Raw genomic sequence first — 18,146 nt, 5'->3', positions numbered from 1 at the left:
TGAGGCGCCTAGAGATAGAGAATGAAGAAACTGCGGACTGGTCCCGGCAGATACTCATATAGCATCGCCCCCGGAATCTTGACCGACAGGACGGCCTTGAACAGCACCACCACAGCGACGGCAAAAGCCGCGCTGATCCACAGCATGAAGCGGCTGCGATAGCCCATCCGCCAGCTGAGAAGCGGCATGAAAGCCAGAGTCACGGGCAGATAGCCAATGATCGGCACCAGCAGCACATAGCCCATGAACCAGCCGGCAAACTCCAGCACCTGTGCCCAGCGTCTGACCTCCCGCAGGTCATATCGGCTGACCCGCCGCCAGGGCAGTTTGTACAGATGCAAGCCGCCCATCAGCACCATGCCGCCAACCGCGACAGCGGGCCAGAACCGCGGCTGGGCGAACAGCTTGGCTTTACTGACCCAAGCGGTCTGATCCCCAATCAGAGCCAGCAGCAGCAGCGCCGCCGCCACCAGAAACAGGGCAAAAACCAGCTGTCCGCGCCGCGGTCCGGCAAAGCGGTGTTCACGTTCCGAAGGCATTTGAGTTGTTCATTGTCCGCGCGATTTGAAAAGGCACCGGGATCCCTCAAGACCCCGATGCGGAGGGGAGGATTACTCCGACAGCAGGCCGCTGATGCGGGCCATGGTGCTGATGTCGTTTGACACCCGTGCCGCGCTGTCATCAGCGCCCTGCCAATAGACCAGCGCGCCGGTTTCCTTGGCAACATTCTGGGCGCGCTCGCTCATCACGGCCTTTTCCGCAACCGCAATGATTTTGTCGCGCACATCCTGCGGGGTGTCCTTGGTCACGAAAAGACCGTTCCACAGCGCGATGTTCAGGCTTTCGTCCAGCTCGCCGATGGTGGGCGCGTCGGGAGCCAGCGGGATGCGTTCGTCCGTGATCGCGACCAGCACCTTGACCTGATCCAGGCAGGGCAGCACCAGCTGCAACGTGGTGTTGATCACATCCGCATCGCCCGAAGCCAGCGTATTGCAGTCCAGCGCATCAAAAGCTGCATCCGAGCCCCACTCGAAACCAGCGTTCTTGGCATAGGCCTTGGTCACTTGGGTCGGGGTCAGCACATCGCCGAAATGGCCCAGCGCCACGTCGTTTTCCTTGGCATAGGCCGCCAGCTCTTCCATCGTGCTGTAGGGCGCATCGCCGGAGGTGGCGATCACAAAGGGATAGGTCAGGAAAATCCCCAATGGGTCGAATTTCTCGGGCGTCAGCGGCGGGATGTCGATCTGGTGGCCCATCACCGGCACACCGATCACAAAGGAGCCGACAGTGTAGCCGTCGCTTGGCGCATTGGCGACTTCAATGGCGCCAGGGAACGGCCCGCCGCCGCCGCCCGGCTTGTTCACCACCGCTGCCGCAACACCGTATTCGGCCTGAAAATCCTCGGCGATCATCCGCGTCAGCACGTCCTCCAGATCACCCGGCGGCCAGGGCACGATGAAATTCACCGGCTTCTCCGGATACTCGGCCTGCGCGGCAACCGCGCTCAGCCCCAGCGCCGCTGCTGCGGCTGCACCTTTCATAAGGGTTTTGAGTTTCATCGTTTTCCTCCCAGTTTCCTTACCGGCCTCCGCCAGTTTCCTTACCGGCCTCCGCCGATGGTTCATTATTCGAACCGTTGGTTTGAATTTAGATTGACAGGCAGCCCGCTTATCTGTCAACAAAATTGCATCAAAGGTGCGTCTTTTTCCAAAGGCACCACCTGCCAAGACCGAACAGGGAGAACGGACAGGCCCATGGGAACGGTATCCAAAGCCTTGTCATTACTGACATATTTCAATCACGGCCGGACCGGAATCGGGCTCAGCGACCTCACTCGCCTGTCCGGCATGAACAAGGCCACTGTCTTCCGGCTGATGAGCGAGCTGCAGGAATCAGGTTTTGTCGAACAGACTGATGGCGACCGCATGTACCGTCTTGGGCCCCAGGTTCTGCGCCTGGCTGCCCTGCGCGAGGCGGCGGTTCCGATACTTTCGGTCTCGCGCCGTGTGCTGCGCGATCTGAGCGACGAGACCGGCGAAACCACCCACCTGTCGCTATTGCAGGGAAGCCAGCTGAATTCGCTGTCGCATGCTTATTCCCCGCGCCACGCAACCAGAGTGATGATGGAGGACGCCGAAGTGCTGACCTTTCACGGCACCAGTTCCGGCATGGCGGTGCTGGCCTATGCCGACCCCTGCTTTGCTGACGCGGCACTGGCACAGCCGTTGCAGGCCCACACATGTGACACGATCACCGATCCGCAGGAGATCCGCACCCAGCTGGCAGAAGTCCGCAGCACCGGAATGGCCCAATCCATCGGCGGGTTCGAGGCGGATGTGCATTCCCACGCGGTGCCGGTCTTTGGCCCCGACCGCCAAGTGATCGGCGCGCTCGCTGTGGCCGCGCCGGTTTCCCGCATGACCCCGGAACAAAAACAACGGATTCTCGCAGCTCTGCGCCGCGCGGGCGTCACTCTCACCCATCGCATCGGCGGCTCGCCGCCTGCGGATTTTCCGCAGCAACGCACCGCCTGATTTCCCCTCTCCGGCCCCGGCGCGGGCCGCATCCAGGAGCTGACCCCATGAAAGACTCCAACTTCCTGAAAGAGCACAACGCCAGATCCCTCTGGCACCCGATGGCGCATCCCGGCGACAGCCTGGCCAACCCGCCTGCCATCATCACCTCGGCCCAAGGGGTGAAGATCACCGATATCGACGGGCATGAGGTAGTGGATGCGGTCGGCGGCCTGTGGAACGTGAACCTTGGTTTCTCCTGCCAGCCGGTCAAGGACGCGATTGCTGCGCAGCTGGACGTGCTGCCTTATTACTCCACATTCCGCGGCACCACCAATGACCAGGTAATCCAGCTGGCCGAGGAACTGCGCAAGTTCTTCGCCCCCGATGGCCTCACCCGCGCCTTCTTCACATCCGGCGGCTCGGATTCGGTCGAGACCGCCTTGCGGCTGGCCCGCCAGTACCACAAAATCCGCGGCGAGGCCGGGCGCACAAAGTTCCTGAGCCTGAAAAAGGGCTATCACGGCACCCACATGGGCGGCGCCTCGGTGAACGGCAATGCAAATTTCCGCACCCAGTACGAACCGTTGCTGCCCGGCTGCTTCCAGCTCCCCGCACCCTATACATACCGCAATCCGTTCAATGAGACCGACCCCGAACGCCTCGCGCAGCTCTGCCTGCAGGCGCTGGAGGATGAGATTGCCTTCCAGGGCGCCGGCACCATCGCGGCCTTCATCATGGAGCCGGTCCTGGGCGCCGGCGGGGTGATCCCGCCACATTCCAGCTTTATGCCGGGCGTGCGCGAGATCTGTTCGCGAAACGGCATCCTGCTGATCGCAGATGAGGTCATTACCGCCTTTGGCCGCACCGGTTCCTGGACCGGTTCGCGCCACTGGGGCGTGCAGCCCGACATGATGGCGACGGCCAAGGCGATCACCAATGGTTACTTCCCTTTTGGTGCCGTGATGATCGCGGACCACATGACGGAGACCTTCGAAAAGGACACCAGCGGAAAGGCCGCCATCGGCCACGGCTACACTTACTCCGGCCATCCCGTAGGCGCTGCAGCAGCGCTGGCTTGCCTGGAAGAAACCCTGCGCCTGAACGTGCCCGAAAATGCCGCCGCCCGCGGCACTCAGCTCCACCGGGGTTTGCTGGAGCTGCAGCAGAAATACGAGCTGATCGGCGATGTCCGCGGCGGCCATGGGTTGATGAGCGCGCTGGAGCTGGTCGCTGACCGCAGCACCAAGGCTCCGGCTGACAAGAAAACCACCGGCATACTGCAGGAAGCCGCCTATAAGGCCGGCGCGATGGTGCGGGTCTCCGGCCCCAACATCATCCTGTCACCGCCGCTGGTGCTGAGCGAGGCTGAGGCGGCAACCATCCTCTCTGCCCTGGACGCAGGCCTGGCGGCGGTGAACTGACAACCGCGCCGGACGCCACCGCGCCGCGCCAGCGGCGCCACCGGATACCATGGCGGGCCCGAAGCATCTGCTTCGGGCCCGCGCCTTCGGCAGCGCCGCTAACGCGGCGCGGTTGCGTGTTTCGGAAACGGGCGCAGCTGCCGCAGCCGCGCCCGTTTCCATGTCCCTTGCAGGGAGCCCTTTCGCGAATATCAGATAAAATGAACGTAGAAATCACGCATGCCGTCGCCTTCCAGGTCACGGGTCTTGCGCACTTCCTTGCGTTTCATGAAGACGTGGTTGGCGACCAGTTCCGGCCCGACAGCCTCTGCCAGAGCGGCGTCCTTCTCCAGATCACTCACTGCCCCTTTCAGATCAGCCGCCGTGCCGTCGCGTGCGTCAGTCCGGTCAAAGCCGTCACCAGTTTCCATCGGCGGCAGCTGATGGCTGTTCTCCACCCCCAACCGTGCAGCATGAAGCACAGCCGCCACCGCAGTATAGGGATTGGCCGAAGCATCCGCCATCCGGTGCTCCAGCCGCGCTTTGGCGCCGCCCTCGGAGCTGATCCGCGTGGTCACATTGCGATGATCGCCGCCCCAGTTCCTCCAATACCCTGACAGCGATCCCGGCTGCAGCCGCATATAGCTGTTGGCGGTTGGCGCAATCAGCCCCGCCAGCCCCTTGTGGTGATGCAACAGCCCCGCCAGGCAGCCGCGCGCCAGGTCATTCATATGCTCCGGTCCGCCCCGCGGCCCCGCGGACAGCGCATTGCCGCCCGCCTCATCATTAAAAGAGAAGTTGATATGCATGCCCGAACCGCCGGCCTCAGCCACTGGTTTCGGCATAAAGGTCAGGACAATGCCGTATTCCAGCGCCACTTCCCGCGCCATCAGCCGGAACAGTACAATGTCATCCACAGCCTTCACCGCGTCATCAAAGGTCAGCGTGTATTCGAACTGCGGACTGTCGAATTCGGCGGTGATCATGTCGAGCGAAAACCCCATGTCATCCGCCATCGCCCAGATCCGGTCATTGAACCGCAACGGATCGGCAAACGGCCCGGTACCGTAAACCACCCCGCCCGGCGCATCATAGGGCATCAGCCGCCCGCGATCATCCGCCTGCAGGGCAAAGGCCTCCAGCTCGATCCCAACCTTCGGTTTCAGCCCATGCTTCTGCCAATCCGCGACCGCCCGCTTCAGCGCCCAGCGCGGGCACAGCGGCAGCGGCTGACCCTCATCATCATACAAATCCCCCAGCACCACCTTGGTCGAGGCATGCCAGCTGTCACGGATATCGTCATGCAGCCATTTCAGCTCCATGTCCGGCAGGCCCTGTTTCACCATCGCGCCCGGCGCATCCAGCAAGTCCCTGTCGTAATGGGTGCCAAACACCGACCGGCAGAACCGGGTCGAGTCATCGCCGATCTTGGAATTCGGCAGGTATTTTCCCCGCATGATGCTGAGGTGATCGCAAAACATCGCGCGCAGGCGGGTCTTCATGGCTCAAGGTCCTTCGCTGTTGGTCAGTCTTCGCATCGCGTCCCGTGCCGTGTTACTTAACATATTTAGCGGTTTTTGCGGAGTCTTTCCTGTGCGACAGCCCATTTGCTAGGCAGCCTTCACCCGTACCGGCAGCGTCTTAATTCCGCCGACAAAGTTCGAACGCAGGAACTTGTGCGGCCCCGCCGCCTCGATATGAGTGATCCGTTTGGCCAATTCCTGGAACAGCACCGTCACCTCCAGCCGCGCCAGCCACATACCCAGGCAGACATGCGGGCCGAACTGGCCAAACGACAAATGGCGGTTCGGGCTGCGGTGCAGATTCACGTGAAATGGATCTTCGAAATACCCTTCATCCCGGTTCGCCGAAGCAAACCAATACAGCACCTTGTCGCCTTGTCGGATGGTCTTGCCATGCATCTCCACATCCCGCGTCGCGGTGCGGCGGAAATACAGCGCAGGCGTGGCCCAGCGGATGATCTCATCTGCCGCGGTCTCCCATACCGCGCCGCCCGCCTGCATCTGCGCCAGCAGCTCCGGCTGATGGCACATCGCCTGGATCCCGGCGGCAATCGAATAGCGGGTGGTGTCATTGCCCGCTGCGACCAGCAGGCAGAAGAAATTGCGGAACTCGGTTTCAGTAATGACCGAACCATCCTTGGCCGGCTCCAGGATCAGGTTCAGCACGCCGGATGTATCCCCCTTGCGCGCTTTCGCCTCCATCAGCTCTTTGGCATAGACGTACAACTCCGCTCCGGCGGGAGAATTGAAGGGCATCATCCGGAACTCATCCGTCTGCATCTTGTCCAGCACATGCGAGGTGAAATCCGGATCGGTATTGGCAATCAGCGCATCGCCCTTTTCCACCAGCCACGGCAGGTCCGCCTCCGGCAGGCCCACCACCCGGCCCAGCATCCGCATCGGCAGCTGCCGGGCAATCTCCTTGGTGGCGTCGAACTCCCCCTTGGCCAGCGCCTGATCCAGAATCTCCGCACAAAGGCCGCGGATATCCTGTTCATACTGCGCCATGGTGGTTTTTGAGAACGCCTTCAGCAGCTTCATCCGCACCTTGGAATGATCCGGCGGATCGGTTTCCTGAAAGGTGCGCCGCGCCAGGTATTCCTCGTAGGACTGATCCTCCATCCGGATCCCGCGGGCAGAGGAAAACACTTCGGTGTTCTTGTTCATCACCGTGATGTCTTCATAGCGGGTGACCGACCAGAAATTCGCACCACCTGCATATTCGGTCCAGTGCAGCGGATCCTCGCGCCGCAGCCGCGCAAAGGTATTGTGCGGCGCACCATCGGCAAAGGCATCATGGCTGCTCAGATCCGCATAGCCGTCATCGGTGGGGGTCCAAACTGTCATTGCGGGCTTCCCTAGCTTGCTTACGTATGTATATTAATAATGATCGTAAATATGTAAATGATAATCTTGCGAGCACTCTCATGCACTTGGCCATCCTGATGACCAACACCGACGATAGCGAATTTGCCCAAAGGCATCCAAAGGACGGGGAAAAGTTCACCGGTCTGATCCGGATAGCCCAGCCAGGCTGGCGTACTTCGGTGTTTGCCGTGAAAGACGGAGATTTCCCGCAGGATCTGTTTGAATTCGACGGCGCCGTGATCACCGGCAGCCCGGCCTCGGTCCGCTCCGGCGCGCCTTGGGTGGTGCAGCTGCTGGACTTGATCCGCGACGCCCATGCCCGGAAATTCCCGCTGTTCGGCGCCTGCTTCGGCCATCAGGCCATCGCGCTGGCCCTTGGCGGCGGCCTGGATCTCAACCCTGACGGCTGGGTGCACGGGCTGACCCGCAACAAATTGCTGAACCGCCCGGACTGGGCTGCACCGTTGCCGGATGAGGTGAAGCTTTACGGCTCCCACTGCGAATGCGTCCGCAAGCTGCCAATGGGTGCCGCCGCATTCAGCGCAAGCGGCGGTGTCAACACAGGCTTCACCCTGGGTAGCCACATCTTTACAACCCAGCACCACCCGGAAATGACGCATGACTTCATTACCGCGCTGACCAAAGAAATGCAGCAGACCCTCGGCCCCGAAGCATACGCCCGCGCGCTGGACAGCCTAGCCGGGTGCTCAGACCAGCAAGCCTTTGCCGAAAGCCTCGCCCGCTTCTTCGAGCAGGCCCTGCAACCCTGACCCTGCGGCTTCTTTCTGGTAAAAAAATACCCCTGTCCCGCTGCCCGGCAGGCTGCTTTGCCGCCGAGAGGGGAGGCACAGGGCCGCAAGGCCCCGTTCACCGCAGTCTCAGCCCAGCGCGGCCAGCAGATCCATCACCGTGACCTGATCGAACTGAACATGGGATATCATCGCCGCCTCCGCTCCCTCACGGTCATGGGCAGTGATCAGCACAGCAATCTCCCGGTGTTCCTTGGCGGATTGGGCAATGGCGCCGGGATAACGGTAGCGCGCCCGGTAATAGGCCATCAGCTTGCGCGCATTGGTCTTGATCATCTCGACCAGAAAGGGGTTGCCCGACCCTTCGGCCACACAGGCATGAAACCGCAGGTTCAGCTGGTAGTAACCGGCCGGATCGCGGTCGCCCTTTTCCGCGGCATGCCGCTCACACGCTGAAACCGCCGCCTCCAGCTCCCTGGCCTGGACCGGAGACAGCCGCCGTGCTGCCAGTGCCGCCGCCTGGCCCTCCAGCCGGGCATGGACTTCCAGAATTGCCAGAAACTCCTCCAGCGTCGGCTTGAACAGCACCGCGCCCTTGCGCGGCAGCCGTTTGATCAGCCCGATTGCTTCCAGCTGGATAAAGGCTTCACGCACCGGCGTGCGGGAAACACCGTGACGGTCCACCAGCTCGCTCTCCTCCAGCGGCGCGCCGGGCACCAGCCGGCCCGCCTCGATGTCCTGAAGGATTGCGTTCAGAACCTGCTCTGTCTGACCTGCCATTGCGCCGCCCTTGATGCGTTTGCGGCCAATTTATGCCTGCGTTCCTTGCATGGCAACGCGCAAAGGGGGGGCCTGCCCCCGCCCTGCGGGCTCCCCCGGAGTATTTGTGCAAAGATGAAAAGCCCGGGGCGGTTATTGCGGCACCGGCCCGCGGTATTTCTCTGTCAGCTCCGGCGCCGCCTCATCCGCCTCATAGACGCCCAGCAGGATACCCTTGCGCCCCGACTTACCCCGGCGCGCCTTGATCTGCGCATCCGACAGGGTGATCCGCTGCGACATCCTGAGGCCCCATTCCAGCAGCCGGTCATACATCAGATCAATGACTTCCTGATGCGCGTCACCCTTGGCCAGATCCACAAGTTCTTCCGGGTCGCATTCCATGTCGAACAGCATCGGCCGCAGCCCGCCTTCGGCATGCATGAACTTCCAGCGCTTGTCCGCCACCATGAATAGCCGCGCATCCTTGGGCTCCAGCCCCAGCTTTTCGCACAGCGGCATGGTGGAATAGTCGAACTCGGCAATTGCATAACGCCGCCAGTCCGGGGTTTCACCGCGCAGGAAGGGCATCAGCGAGCGCCCCTCCAGGATATGCGGCGCCGGATCGCCGCCCGCCGCCTCCAGGAAAGTCGGCAACAGGTCGATCGCCTCGACCAGTTCATCGCAGGTTGTTCCACGTGCAGCATCAGCCTCCGCGCGCGGGTCATAGATGACCAGCGGCACCTTGATGGAGGGGTCATGGAACAGGTTCTTTTCGCCCAGCCAATGATCGCCCAGATAATCGCCATGGTCCGAGGTCACCACAATCATCGTGTCTTGCATCCGGCCGGTATCTTGCAGCCAGGCAAACAAACGGCCCATCTGGTCGTCGGCCTGCTTGATCAGCCCCATATAGGCGGGGATCACCTTGTTTCGCACCTCGTCCCGGCTGAAGGTCTTGCCGATCGGGTTGTTCATCATGCCCTCAAACACCGGATGCGCCGCGTCGCGTTCCGCGTCCGAGCGCACAGCTGGCTGCACATGCTCCGCCCCGTACATATTGTGATACGGCGCCGGCACGATATAGGGCCAATGCGGTTTGATATAGCTGAGATGCGCGCACCAAGGGCCCTCGGCCTGATCGATGAACGCCATCGCCTGAGTTGTCAGCCAAGGGGTTTCACTGTCTTCCTCAGCGATATTGGCAGGCTTATCCGCATTTGCCATGAACCAGCCCGAGGCGATCTCCTTGCCTTCGGCGCCGGCATTGGCAAAGTCTTTCCAGGGGTTTTGGCCGGGGTAGCCTTTTTTCTTCAGGTACTCATTATAAGGGCTGCGTTTCTGGTCATAGAATCCATCCGGCCCTTCCGCCCACAGCCCGTCATCCCGCACCCACGGGTCGAACCCGCATTCCGACTGGCGCACACCGATCACGCTGTCCGGCGCCAGCCCCAGCCGCTGCATCCCTTCGGCGTCCGCCACCATATGCGTCTTGCCGATCAGGTGGCAGCCCATGCCCGCCTTGCGCAAGTGGTCGCCCATGGTCCACTCGCCCACCCGCAAGGGGTAGCTGTTGAACTGCACACCATGGCTGGACGGGTAGCGCCCGGTATAGCTCGACATCCGCGACGAGCCGCAGGTGGGCGATTGCACATAGGCGCGGGTGAACCGCACGCCCTTGGCCGCCAACCCATCAATGTGGGGCGTGTGCAGATGCGGATGGCCCGCGCAGCTTAGATAATCGAACCGCAGCTGGTCGAACATGATGTAGAGAATGTTCATCGGCGCCTCCCGGTAAGTTCCGGGATTATTGGACACGTGAAGCAAAATGGCGAGGATGAATTACCTCACCAGCCAAGCCCCTGCGGCGCACTCTCTGCCCGCAGTTTTTCCAAAGGCAAGACACAACATGAACGATACACCCGATCCCGGAACCATCCGCGCAGCCCGGAGCGAAGACGCCTCCTGTCTGGCAGCGCTCTCCATCGAAGTGTGGATTGGCACATATTTGCGCCAAGGCATCAGCAGTATCTTTGCGGACTATGCGCTTGGCCAATTCACCCGCGAACACTTTCTTGATCTTGTGAACCAACCTGCAGAAACGCTGCTTGTTTCAGAAAACAGGGAAGGAATAGACGGCTACATCCGGGTGTCACATGGCAACCCGTGCCCAGGCGGCAGCAGCTCAGAAACTGAGATCTCCACGCTTTATGTGCAGCCCCGGCACCAGGGTAAGGGCCTGGGACAATCCCTGCTTGCTGCAGGGATCGAGGCGTGCCGCACCAACGGCTGGGACGCCCCGTGGCTGGCCACCAACTCAGAAAACAAAGGCGCCATCGCCTTCTATCTCAGCCGCGGCTTTAAGAAATCGGGCCTCACTCATTTTCAGGTTCAGGACAGACGCTGCCCCAACGACGTCCTGCACTGCATTGATTTTTAAAACCGGATCACAGCGCATGTATCGGCGAAGGATTGAAATCTGCGGAACTCGTTACACAATTTCAGCTCCTGGAACTTTTCCGTTACATTTAACTTGCCGCGAATCATCTTCCGGCGTATCACCGACCCAACGGTCGGCTTATCCCTGCCGCCGCCACAGGAGACGCGAACACCCATGGATGCCTTCATCTGCGATGCCACCCGCACCCCGATCGGCCGCTACGGCGGCCCGCTGAGCCAGGTGCGGACCGATGACCTTGCTGCTCTGCCGATTGCCGCCCTGGCGGCGCGCAACCCGGATGCGGACTGGGGATCCTTGGATGACGTGATCCTGGGCGACGCCAACCAGGCCGGCGAAAGCAACCGCAACGTGGCCCGCATGGCCGCCCTGCTGGCAGGCCTGCCTGCCACCGTGCCCGGCACCACCATCAACCGGCTTTGCGCCTCCGGCATGGACGCGGTCGGCATGGCGTCGCGCGGTATCAAGGCGGGCGACTATGACATGGCCATCGCCGGCGGTGTTGAGAGCATGTCGCGCGCGCCCTTTGTGATGCCCAAGGCAACCTCCGCCTTCACCCGCGAAAATGCGGTTTATGACACCACCATCGGCTGGCGTTTCGTGAACAAGAAAATGCACGGGATGTACGGCACCGATTCCATGCCGCAGACTGCCGACAACGTCGCGGCGGATTATGGCATTTCCCGCGAAGATCAGGACGCATTTGCCGCCCGCAGCCAGGCCCGCTGGGCCGCAGCACATGAGGCAGGCATTTTCAGCGGCGAGATCACCCCGGTGACAATCCCCCAGCGCAAAGGTGATCCGCTGGTGGTGGACACCGACGAACACCCCCGCCCCGGCACTTCGGCTGAAAAGCTGTCAAGCCTGAAGGGCGTCAACGGACCGGACAAGACTGTGACGGCCGGCAATGCCTCCGGCGTCAACGACGGCGCTGCGGCGATCCTGATGGCGAATGAGGCTGCCGCTGCCAAAAACGGCCTGAAGCCCATGGCCCGCATCGTCGGCATGGCCGCTGCCGGGGTTGAGCCGCGCATCATGGGCATCGGCCCGGTGCCCGCCACCCGCAAGGTTCTGGCCCGCACCGGCCTGACCATCGACCAGATGGACGTGATCGAACTGAACGAGGCCTTCGCCGCGCAGGGGCTTGCGACGCTGCGCGAACTTGGCGTTGCCGACGACGCGCCCCATGTTAATCCCAATGGCGGTGCAATTGCACTGGGCCACCCGCTTGGCATGTCCGGCGCCCGGCTGGTGCTGACCGCTGCCTATCAATTGCAACGCACCGGCGGGCGCTATGCGCTTTGCACCATGTGCGTCGGCGTCGGACAGGGCACCGCCCTGATCCTGGAACGCGTGTAACAAACCCAGGGGAGGTCCCAGACATGTATGCTCAGATGGTCAAATCCGAAGCGACCCAGGACGATCCGGAACAGCTGGCGGCCTTTCAGGCGCGCATCGACGCGGGCGAGAAGATCGAGCCCAAGGACTGGATGCCCGAAGGCTACCGCAAGACGCTGATCCGCCAGATCGGCCAGCACGCGCATTCCGAAATCGTCGGCCAGCTGCCCGAGGGCAACTGGATCACCCGCGCGCCGACGCTGGAACGCAAGGCGATCCTGCTGGCCAAGGTGCAGGATGAGGCCGGGCATGGCCTGTACTTGTATTGTGCGGCGGAAACGCTGGGCGTGTCCCGCGACGAGATGACCGAAATGCTGCTGGACGGCCGCATGAAGTATTCCTCGATCTTCAACTATCCGACACTGAACTGGGCCGACATCGGCGCGGTGGGCTGGCTGGTCGATGGGGCCGCAATCATGAACCAGGTGCCGCTGCAGCGGACCTCCTTCGGCCCCTATTCCCGCGCGATGATCCGCGTCTGCAAGGAAGAAAGCTTCCACCAGCGCCAGGGCTATGACGCCATCCGCCAGATGGCCGAGGGCACGCAGGCGCAAAAGAAAATGGCCCAGGATGCCCTGAACCGCCTCTGGTATCCGTCGCTGATGATGTTCGGACCGTCCGACAAGGACTCGGTCCATTCCGCCCAGTCGATGGCCTGGAAGATCAAGATGAACACCAACGACGAGCTGCGCCAGAAGTTCGTCGACCAGACTGTGCCGCAGGCCGAATACCTTGGCCTCACCGTCCCCGACCCGGACCTGAAGTGGAACGAGGAACGCGGCCATTATGACTACACCGACCCGGACTGGTCCGAGTTTTTTGACGTGATCCAGGGCAACGGCCCCTGCAACGTGGACCGACTTGCCGCCCGCAACAAGGCCTGGGACGACGGCGCCTGGGTCCGCGACGGACTGTTGGCGCATGCAAAAAAGAAGGCCGCGCAAAAGCACGCTGCCGAATAACCCCAAGCATTCCGGCGCTCTGCCCGTTCTTGAACACTGCGGCGGCGCCCCCTCAGCCAGGAGGATTTAAGACATGAAAAACGAATGGCCCCTCTGGGAAGTCTTCATCCGCGGCCAGCACGGGATGAGCCACCGCCACGTCGGCTCCCTGCACGCGCCGGACGCCGAAATGGCGATCAAGAACGCCCGCGACGTCTATACCCGCCGCAATGAGGGCGTGTCGATCTGGGTGGTGGAAGCCAACCACATCGCCGCGTCGTCTCCCAGCGACAAGGGCCCGCTTTATGAGCCGTCCGAGTCCAAGGTCTACCGCCACCCGACCTTCTTCGACATCCCCGAAGAAGTGGGGGCAATGTAATGACCGCCCCGCTTAACAAGGACGAGGCGTTCACCCAGTTTCTGCTGCGGATGGGCGATAACACCCTGATCCTCGGCCACCGGGTCAGCGAATGGTGCGGCCATGCGCCGGTGCTGGAAGAAGACATTGCACTGGCCAACACCGCGCTGGACATGATCGGCCAGACCCAGATGTGGCTCGGCCTCGCGGCTGAGGTACAGGGTGACGGCAAATCTGCCGACGACCTGGCCTTCCTGCGTGACGCCTGGGATTTCCGCAACGTGCTGCTGGTCGAGGTGCCGAACGGCGACTTCGGCCGCACCCTGATGCGCCAGTTCCTGTTTGATGCCTGGCACTCGATCCAGCTGGGCCGGCTGATGAAATCCTCGGACGAACGCGTTGCCGCGATTGCCGAGAAGGCCTCGAAAGAGGTGGCCTATCACTTGGAACGTTCCGCCGATACGGTTGTGGGCCTGGGCGACGGTACTGAGGAAAGCCACCGGCGCATGCAGGAAGCGCTGGACTATTTGTGGCCCTACGTCGGCGAGATGTTCCAGTCCGACGATGTGGACGCCGAAATGGTCAAAGCGGGCATCGCACCCGATCCGGCCTCCCTGCGCGAGGAATATGACGCGCTGGTCTCCCGCATCCTGGGTGACGCAACGCTCACCGTCCCGGACAGCCGTTTCGCCCACAAGGGCGGGCGCACCGGTGCCATGCACACGGAACATCTGGGCCATCTGCTGACCCAGATGCAATGGCTGCAGCGCGCCTATCCCGGCGCCAAGTGGTAAGGCCACAGCCAAAGAACTGAGGGCGCCCCCCGGCCTCGGGTGGGGGTGAAGCCCCCTCCCGTGGGGGAGGTGTGGGGCTGCCCGGCCTATCGTCCGGGCCGTGCATAGCAAGGATAAACCGCATGAGCCAAGTGACAACTCAGCCAAGCATCAACCAGATCTGGGAGTGGCTCGACGCCGTGCCGGATCCGGAAATCCCGGTGATCTCGCTGGTGGATCTGGGCATCATCCGCGATGTCTCCTGGGAAGGGGAAACCCTCGTGGTCAGCGTCACCCCGACCTATTCCGGCTGCCCGGCAACTACTGTGATCGCCTTGGATATCGAAACCGCCCTGCGGGACCGCGGCATCACCGATCTGAAACTGAAGACCCAAATATCCCCCGCCTGGACCACCGATTGGCTGTCCGAGAAAGGCCGCGCCAAGCTGGAGGATTACGGCATCGCCCCGCCCCAGGCCGCAGGCGGCCCGGAAAAATGCCCCAACTGCGGCAGTACAGAAGTCACCAAAGTCAGCCAGTTCGGCTCGACTCCCTGCAAGGCCCACTGGCGCTGCCAGGACTGCCTAGAACCCTTTGATTATTTCAAGTGCATCTGAGGAGACCCTGATGGCGCGCTTTCACGACCTTGAAGTCACCGACGTCCGAAAAACCATCCGCGATGCGGTGGTCGTCACCCTGAAGCCCGCAGGCGGCGCCGCGGAGACGTTCAATTTCACCCAAGGCCAGTATCTGACCTTCCGCCGCGACTTTGACGGCGAGGAGCTGCGCCGCAGCTACTCGATCTGTGCCGGCCGTGACGAAGGCATCCTGCAGGTCGGCATCAAACGCGTCGACGGCGGCGCCTTCTCAACCTGGGCCAATACTGATCTGCAGGCAGGTGACACCCTGCAGGCGATGGCGCCGATGGGCAGCTTCTTCACCCCGCTTAATGAGGCGGCCGAGAAGCACTATCTGGGCTTTGCCGGCGGTTCCGGCATCACCCCGGTTCTGTCGATCCTTAAGACCACGCTGGCGGCAGAGCCGAACGCCTCCTTCACACTGGTCTACGCCAACAAGGGTGTGAACACGATCATGTTCCGCGAGGAGCTGGAGGATCTGAAAAACCTCTACATGGGCCGCTTCAACGTGATCCATGTGCTGGAATCGGACGCCCAGGAGATCGACCTGTTCACCGGTCTGGTGACCGAGGAGAAATGCGCCCAGCTGTTTGAGCGTTGGATAGATATCAAATCGGTCGGCACCGCCTTCATCTGCGGCCCGGAACCGATGATGCTGGGCATCGCCGCCGCGCTGCGCACTGCCGGTCTGGACGACAGCCAGATCAAGTTTGAGCTGTTCGCCTCTGCCCAGCCGGGCCGCGCCAAACGCAAGGCCGCCGCAAGTGATGCTGCCAGCAGCGCCAATCAGACCAAGGCTGCGGTTACCCTGGACGGCGCGACCCAGACCATCGACATGGGCAAGGACATGACCCTGCTGGATGCAGCGTTGGAGAACGCAATGGATGCGCCCTACGCCTGCAAGGCCGGCGTCTGCTCCACCTGCCGCTGCAAGGTGCTGGAGGGCGAGGTCGAGATGGTCGCCAACCATGCGTTGGAGGATTACGAGGTAGAGAAGGGCTATGTGCTGTCCTGCCAGGCCTATCCGGTCACTGACAACGTCGTGGTCGATTACGACCAGTAACGCCTGCCCAAGGGAGAACGGATCATGACTGATGACATGAGTATTGAGAACTACTTGGCTCAGGGCGGCGTGCTCAGCAACCCTTCCAACGTGCCGCCGCGCTACCGCGCCGAGCTGATGAAGATGATGGCAACCTTTGTCGACAGCGAACTGGCAGGGGCCGCCGGCTTTGCCGACATCATCAACGAAGGTCCGGGCATAAAGGCGCGCATCGCCGCCGCCAGGATCGTGCTGGAGAAAAACGACAGCGCCGAAAAAGTCCTGCGCATCATGGGCGACTTCGGCGCGGATATTGAGCGTTATGCCGACCACCACCCTTGGACCGCCCGGCTGGAACGCGGCGCGGATATCGGCCAGAGCCGGACCAAGCACGACATGCGGCTTGCCGTGTTCAACTACCCGCTGGAAGGCTGGGCCGATGCGGTGATGATGAACCTCTTGATGGGCCGTGCGGTGGCACTGCAGCTGGAGGAGCTGTCCCATGTCTCCTACCAGCCGCTGGCCGAAGCCTTCCGCGCTATTCTGCCCGTCGAGGCGCACCATGCTGAACTGGCCGAAGAAGGCCTGATGGTGCTGGTGGAGGCGCAAGGTGCCGATGCCCTGCAGGAGCTGGCAGATTACTGGTGGCCGCGGGTCGCCGCAAGCTTTGGCCAGGAGGCTTCAGAGAAGTTCGAAGGGCTCAAGGCCATGGGGCTGCGCCGCACCCCGAATGCCGGGCTGAAAGCCCGATGGCAGCAGGACGCCGGGGCCATTCTTGACAAGACCGGGCTGAAACCGGCTGCGTAGCAAACCGGAGCCAGGCACTCCCGTCCGGGCCTGCACGCATCAAGATGCGCTTGCCCGGTTGGGCCGGGCGCGCCTTGCGGCGCGCAGGACCCTGCCGGCAGCACAGGTAAAAGCTGATCAGGTCAGCATTACTGTCCGAATGTTTCGCGCGCGAAACAAATGGGCAGCATTACTGACCTGCAAGACGCCACCTCAGATCCGCGGCGCACGCCGCATAAGGCACTGAAAAACATGATACTTGCGCATCGCCAGGCCGCTCTTTCAGCCATCTGGAACGCAAGCCTGCCTGAACGGCCGCGCCAACTTCGTCTGGGTTTCGCGGCGTAAAGCGAGAGCGATGAAATGGCCGCGGGCAGCACCATCCGGACTTGTTTCGAAGGCAAATGGCATGATGGCAACCTGGCGGTGTTGCGGGCCGAGGATCATGCGATGTGGCTGGGATCTTCGGTGTTTGATGGCGCCCGGTTCGTTGACGGGGCGACCCCGGATCTGGACCTGCACTGCGCCCGCACCAATGCTTCGGCCCAGGCGCTGATGATGACGCCAACGCTTTCGGCAGAGCAGATGGTGGAGGTCGCCCGCGAAGGGCTGGAGGCGTTTGCGCCAGGTGCTGCGGTCTAAATCCGGCCCATGTACTAGGCGGCCGACGGGGATGAAACCCTGATCGCCCCCAAGGCGGACAGCACCTGCTTTGCGGTCAGTCTGGAGGAAATCGCGATGGCGCCGGGAGCTGCTGCGGCGACGCTCACCCGCACCCGCTTCCGCCGTCCCGTCCTGGAAAACGCGGTGGTGAATGCCAAGGCCGGCTGCATTTACCCCAACAACGCCCGGATGCTGCGGGAGGCACGCAGCAAAGGGTTCTCCAATGCGCTGGCGCTGGATGCGATGGGCAATGTGGCGGAAACCGCGACCAGCAATGTCTTCATGGTGCGCGATAGCGAGGTGTTCACGCCGATCCCAAACGGCACATTTCTGGCCGGCATCACCCGCGCCCGCCACATCGGCCACATGCGCGCAGACGGTATCAAGGTACATGAGTGCGTGCTAGGCTATCAGGACTTCGAAGAGGCCGACGAGGTCTTTCTCTCCGGCAATATGAGCAAGATCACCCCAGTCACCGCCTTTGACGGGTGCCGGTATCAGGCCGGTCCCGTGGCCAAGCGGGTACGCGAAATGTACTGGGACTGGGCGTCCGGCCAGCAATAACGTTCTGCGCGCACCGCTGCCGGAGGAGGCTCCCGTCCGCCTGCGACCTTTTTTTTTGCAAAAGCCCGCGAAGCGGTTGGGCATTGCACCGTGCCTGCGCACGGTGCCGCGGCCGCGCCCCGGCCCGCCCCCCCCCCCAATCCCCCCACCGGGGTTCGGCCCAACCCGCAAAAAAACCGGGAGCGGGGGGGGCCCCACAAACCACAAATGCGG

17 protein-coding genes and 1 pseudogene are annotated in these 18,146 nt (G+C 62.4%); 12 read left to right on the top strand and 6 right to left on the bottom strand.

What is annotated here, in order from left to right; genetic code table 11:
- Window positions 1-8 precede the first annotated feature (8 nt).
- Complete coding sequence (locus tag L1069_RS15960; protein ID WP_237456325.1) at window positions 9-539, bottom strand: tripartite tricarboxylate transporter TctB family protein; 531 nt, start codon at window positions 537-539, stop codon at window positions 9-11.
- A 72-nt stretch (window positions 540-611) separates the two neighbouring features.
- The gene (locus tag L1069_RS15955; protein ID WP_237456324.1) at window positions 612-1,559 is read right to left on the bottom strand and encodes a tripartite tricarboxylate transporter substrate binding protein; all 948 of its coding nucleotides are present in this window, start codon (window positions 1,557-1,559) and stop codon (window positions 612-614) included.
- A 195-nt stretch (window positions 1,560-1,754) separates the two neighbouring features.
- Between L1069_RS15955 and L1069_RS15950 the strand changes: the two genes are divergently transcribed.
- On the top strand, window positions 1,755-2,534 hold the full coding sequence (locus tag L1069_RS15950) for an IclR family transcriptional regulator (RefSeq protein WP_237456323.1): 780 nt from the start codon (window positions 1,755-1,757) through the stop codon (window positions 2,532-2,534).
- A 47-nt stretch (window positions 2,535-2,581) separates the two neighbouring features.
- The gene (locus L1069_RS15945) at window positions 2,582-3,937 is read left to right on the top strand and encodes an aspartate aminotransferase family protein (RefSeq protein WP_237456322.1); all 1,356 of its coding nucleotides are present in this window, start codon (window positions 2,582-2,584) and stop codon (window positions 3,935-3,937) included.
- 191 nt (window positions 3,938-4,128) lie between these two features.
- Here L1069_RS15945 and L1069_RS15940 read toward each other — a convergent pair whose 3' ends face one another.
- Window positions 4,129-5,418 carry a glutamine synthetase family protein gene (locus L1069_RS15940; protein WP_237456321.1) on the bottom strand — a complete coding sequence of 430 codons (1,290 nt, stop codon included), beginning with the start codon at window positions 5,416-5,418 and terminating at the stop codon, window positions 4,129-4,131.
- Window positions 5,419-5,526: 108 nt separating this feature from the next.
- Window positions 5,527-6,786 (bottom strand): cytochrome P450, encoded by a 1,260-nt coding sequence (locus tag L1069_RS15935; RefSeq protein WP_134830574.1) that lies wholly within the window; start codon window positions 6,784-6,786, stop codon window positions 5,527-5,529.
- Window positions 6,787-6,866: 80 nt separating this feature from the next.
- Here L1069_RS15935 and L1069_RS15930 point away from each other — a divergent pair, with 80 nt between their 5' ends.
- Window positions 6,867-7,577, top strand: coding sequence for a type 1 glutamine amidotransferase (locus tag L1069_RS15930; RefSeq protein ID WP_237456320.1), 711 nt, complete (start codon window positions 6,867-6,869; stop codon window positions 7,575-7,577).
- Between the two features lie 108 nt (window positions 7,578-7,685).
- Here L1069_RS15930 and L1069_RS15925 read toward each other — a convergent pair whose 3' ends face one another.
- Both L1069_RS15925 and L1069_RS15920 read right to left on the bottom strand, forming a co-directional pair.
- Window positions 7,686-8,336: a GntR family transcriptional regulator gene (locus L1069_RS15925; RefSeq protein WP_237456319.1), complete on the bottom strand. Its 651-nt coding sequence runs from the start codon at window positions 8,334-8,336 to the stop codon at window positions 7,686-7,688.
- A gap of 132 nt (window positions 8,337-8,468) precedes the next feature.
- Window positions 8,469-10,094, bottom strand: a complete 1,626-nt coding sequence (locus L1069_RS15920) for a sulfatase-like hydrolase/transferase (RefSeq protein WP_237456318.1) — start codon at window positions 10,092-10,094, stop codon at window positions 8,469-8,471.
- A 55-nt stretch (window positions 10,095-10,149) separates the two neighbouring features.
- Here L1069_RS15920 and L1069_RS15915 point away from each other — a divergent pair, with 55 nt between their 5' ends.
- The 9 genes and pseudogenes from L1069_RS15915 (at window position 10,150) to L1069_RS15875 (ending at window position 17,933) form a co-directional block, all read left to right on the top strand.
- The gene (locus tag L1069_RS15915) at window positions 10,150-10,752 is read left to right on the top strand and encodes a GNAT family N-acetyltransferase (RefSeq protein ID WP_343328063.1); all 603 of its coding nucleotides are present in this window, start codon (window positions 10,150-10,152) and stop codon (window positions 10,750-10,752) included.
- Window positions 10,753-10,926: 174 nt separating this feature from the next.
- Window positions 10,927-12,129, top strand: a complete 1,203-nt coding sequence (pcaF, locus tag L1069_RS15910) for a 3-oxoadipyl-CoA thiolase (RefSeq protein WP_237456317.1) — start codon at window positions 10,927-10,929, stop codon at window positions 12,127-12,129.
- 23 nt (window positions 12,130-12,152) lie between these two features.
- A complete protein-coding gene (paaA, locus tag L1069_RS15905) occupies window positions 12,153-13,130 on the top strand; it encodes a 1,2-phenylacetyl-CoA epoxidase subunit PaaA (protein ID WP_237456316.1) in 978 nt (325 codons plus the stop codon).
- 73 nt (window positions 13,131-13,203) lie between these two features.
- Window positions 13,204-13,488 (top strand): 1,2-phenylacetyl-CoA epoxidase subunit PaaB, encoded by a 285-nt coding sequence (paaB, locus tag L1069_RS15900; RefSeq protein WP_014879084.1) that lies wholly within the window; start codon window positions 13,204-13,206, stop codon window positions 13,486-13,488.
- A complete protein-coding gene (gene paaC, locus L1069_RS15895) occupies window positions 13,488-14,261 on the top strand; it encodes a 1,2-phenylacetyl-CoA epoxidase subunit PaaC (protein ID WP_237456315.1) in 774 nt (257 codons plus the stop codon). The genes paaB and paaC overlap by 1 nt, the downstream gene beginning before the upstream one ends.
- A gap of 122 nt (window positions 14,262-14,383) precedes the next feature.
- A complete protein-coding gene (paaD, locus tag L1069_RS15890) occupies window positions 14,384-14,857 on the top strand; it encodes a 1,2-phenylacetyl-CoA epoxidase subunit PaaD (RefSeq protein WP_237456314.1) in 474 nt (157 codons plus the stop codon).
- Between the two features lie 10 nt (window positions 14,858-14,867).
- On the top strand, window positions 14,868-15,941 hold the full coding sequence (locus L1069_RS15885) for a 2Fe-2S iron-sulfur cluster-binding protein (protein ID WP_237456313.1): 1,074 nt from the start codon (window positions 14,868-14,870) through the stop codon (window positions 15,939-15,941).
- A gap of 24 nt (window positions 15,942-15,965) precedes the next feature.
- Complete coding sequence (locus tag L1069_RS15880) at window positions 15,966-16,727, top strand: Phenylacetic acid catabolic protein (protein WP_134830581.1); 762 nt, start codon at window positions 15,966-15,968, stop codon at window positions 16,725-16,727.
- A 342-nt stretch (window positions 16,728-17,069) separates the two neighbouring features.
- Window positions 17,070-17,933, top strand: a pseudogene (locus L1069_RS15875) (branched-chain amino acid aminotransferase).
- Window positions 17,934-18,146 lie beyond the last annotated feature (213 nt).

It is taken from the genome of Leisingera sp. MMG026, assembly GCF_021654205.1.
In the GTDB taxonomy this organism is placed as follows: Bacteria; Pseudomonadota; Alphaproteobacteria; order Rhodobacterales; family Rhodobacteraceae; genus Leisingera.
This window is presented reverse-complemented; position numbering and strand designations above follow the sequence as displayed.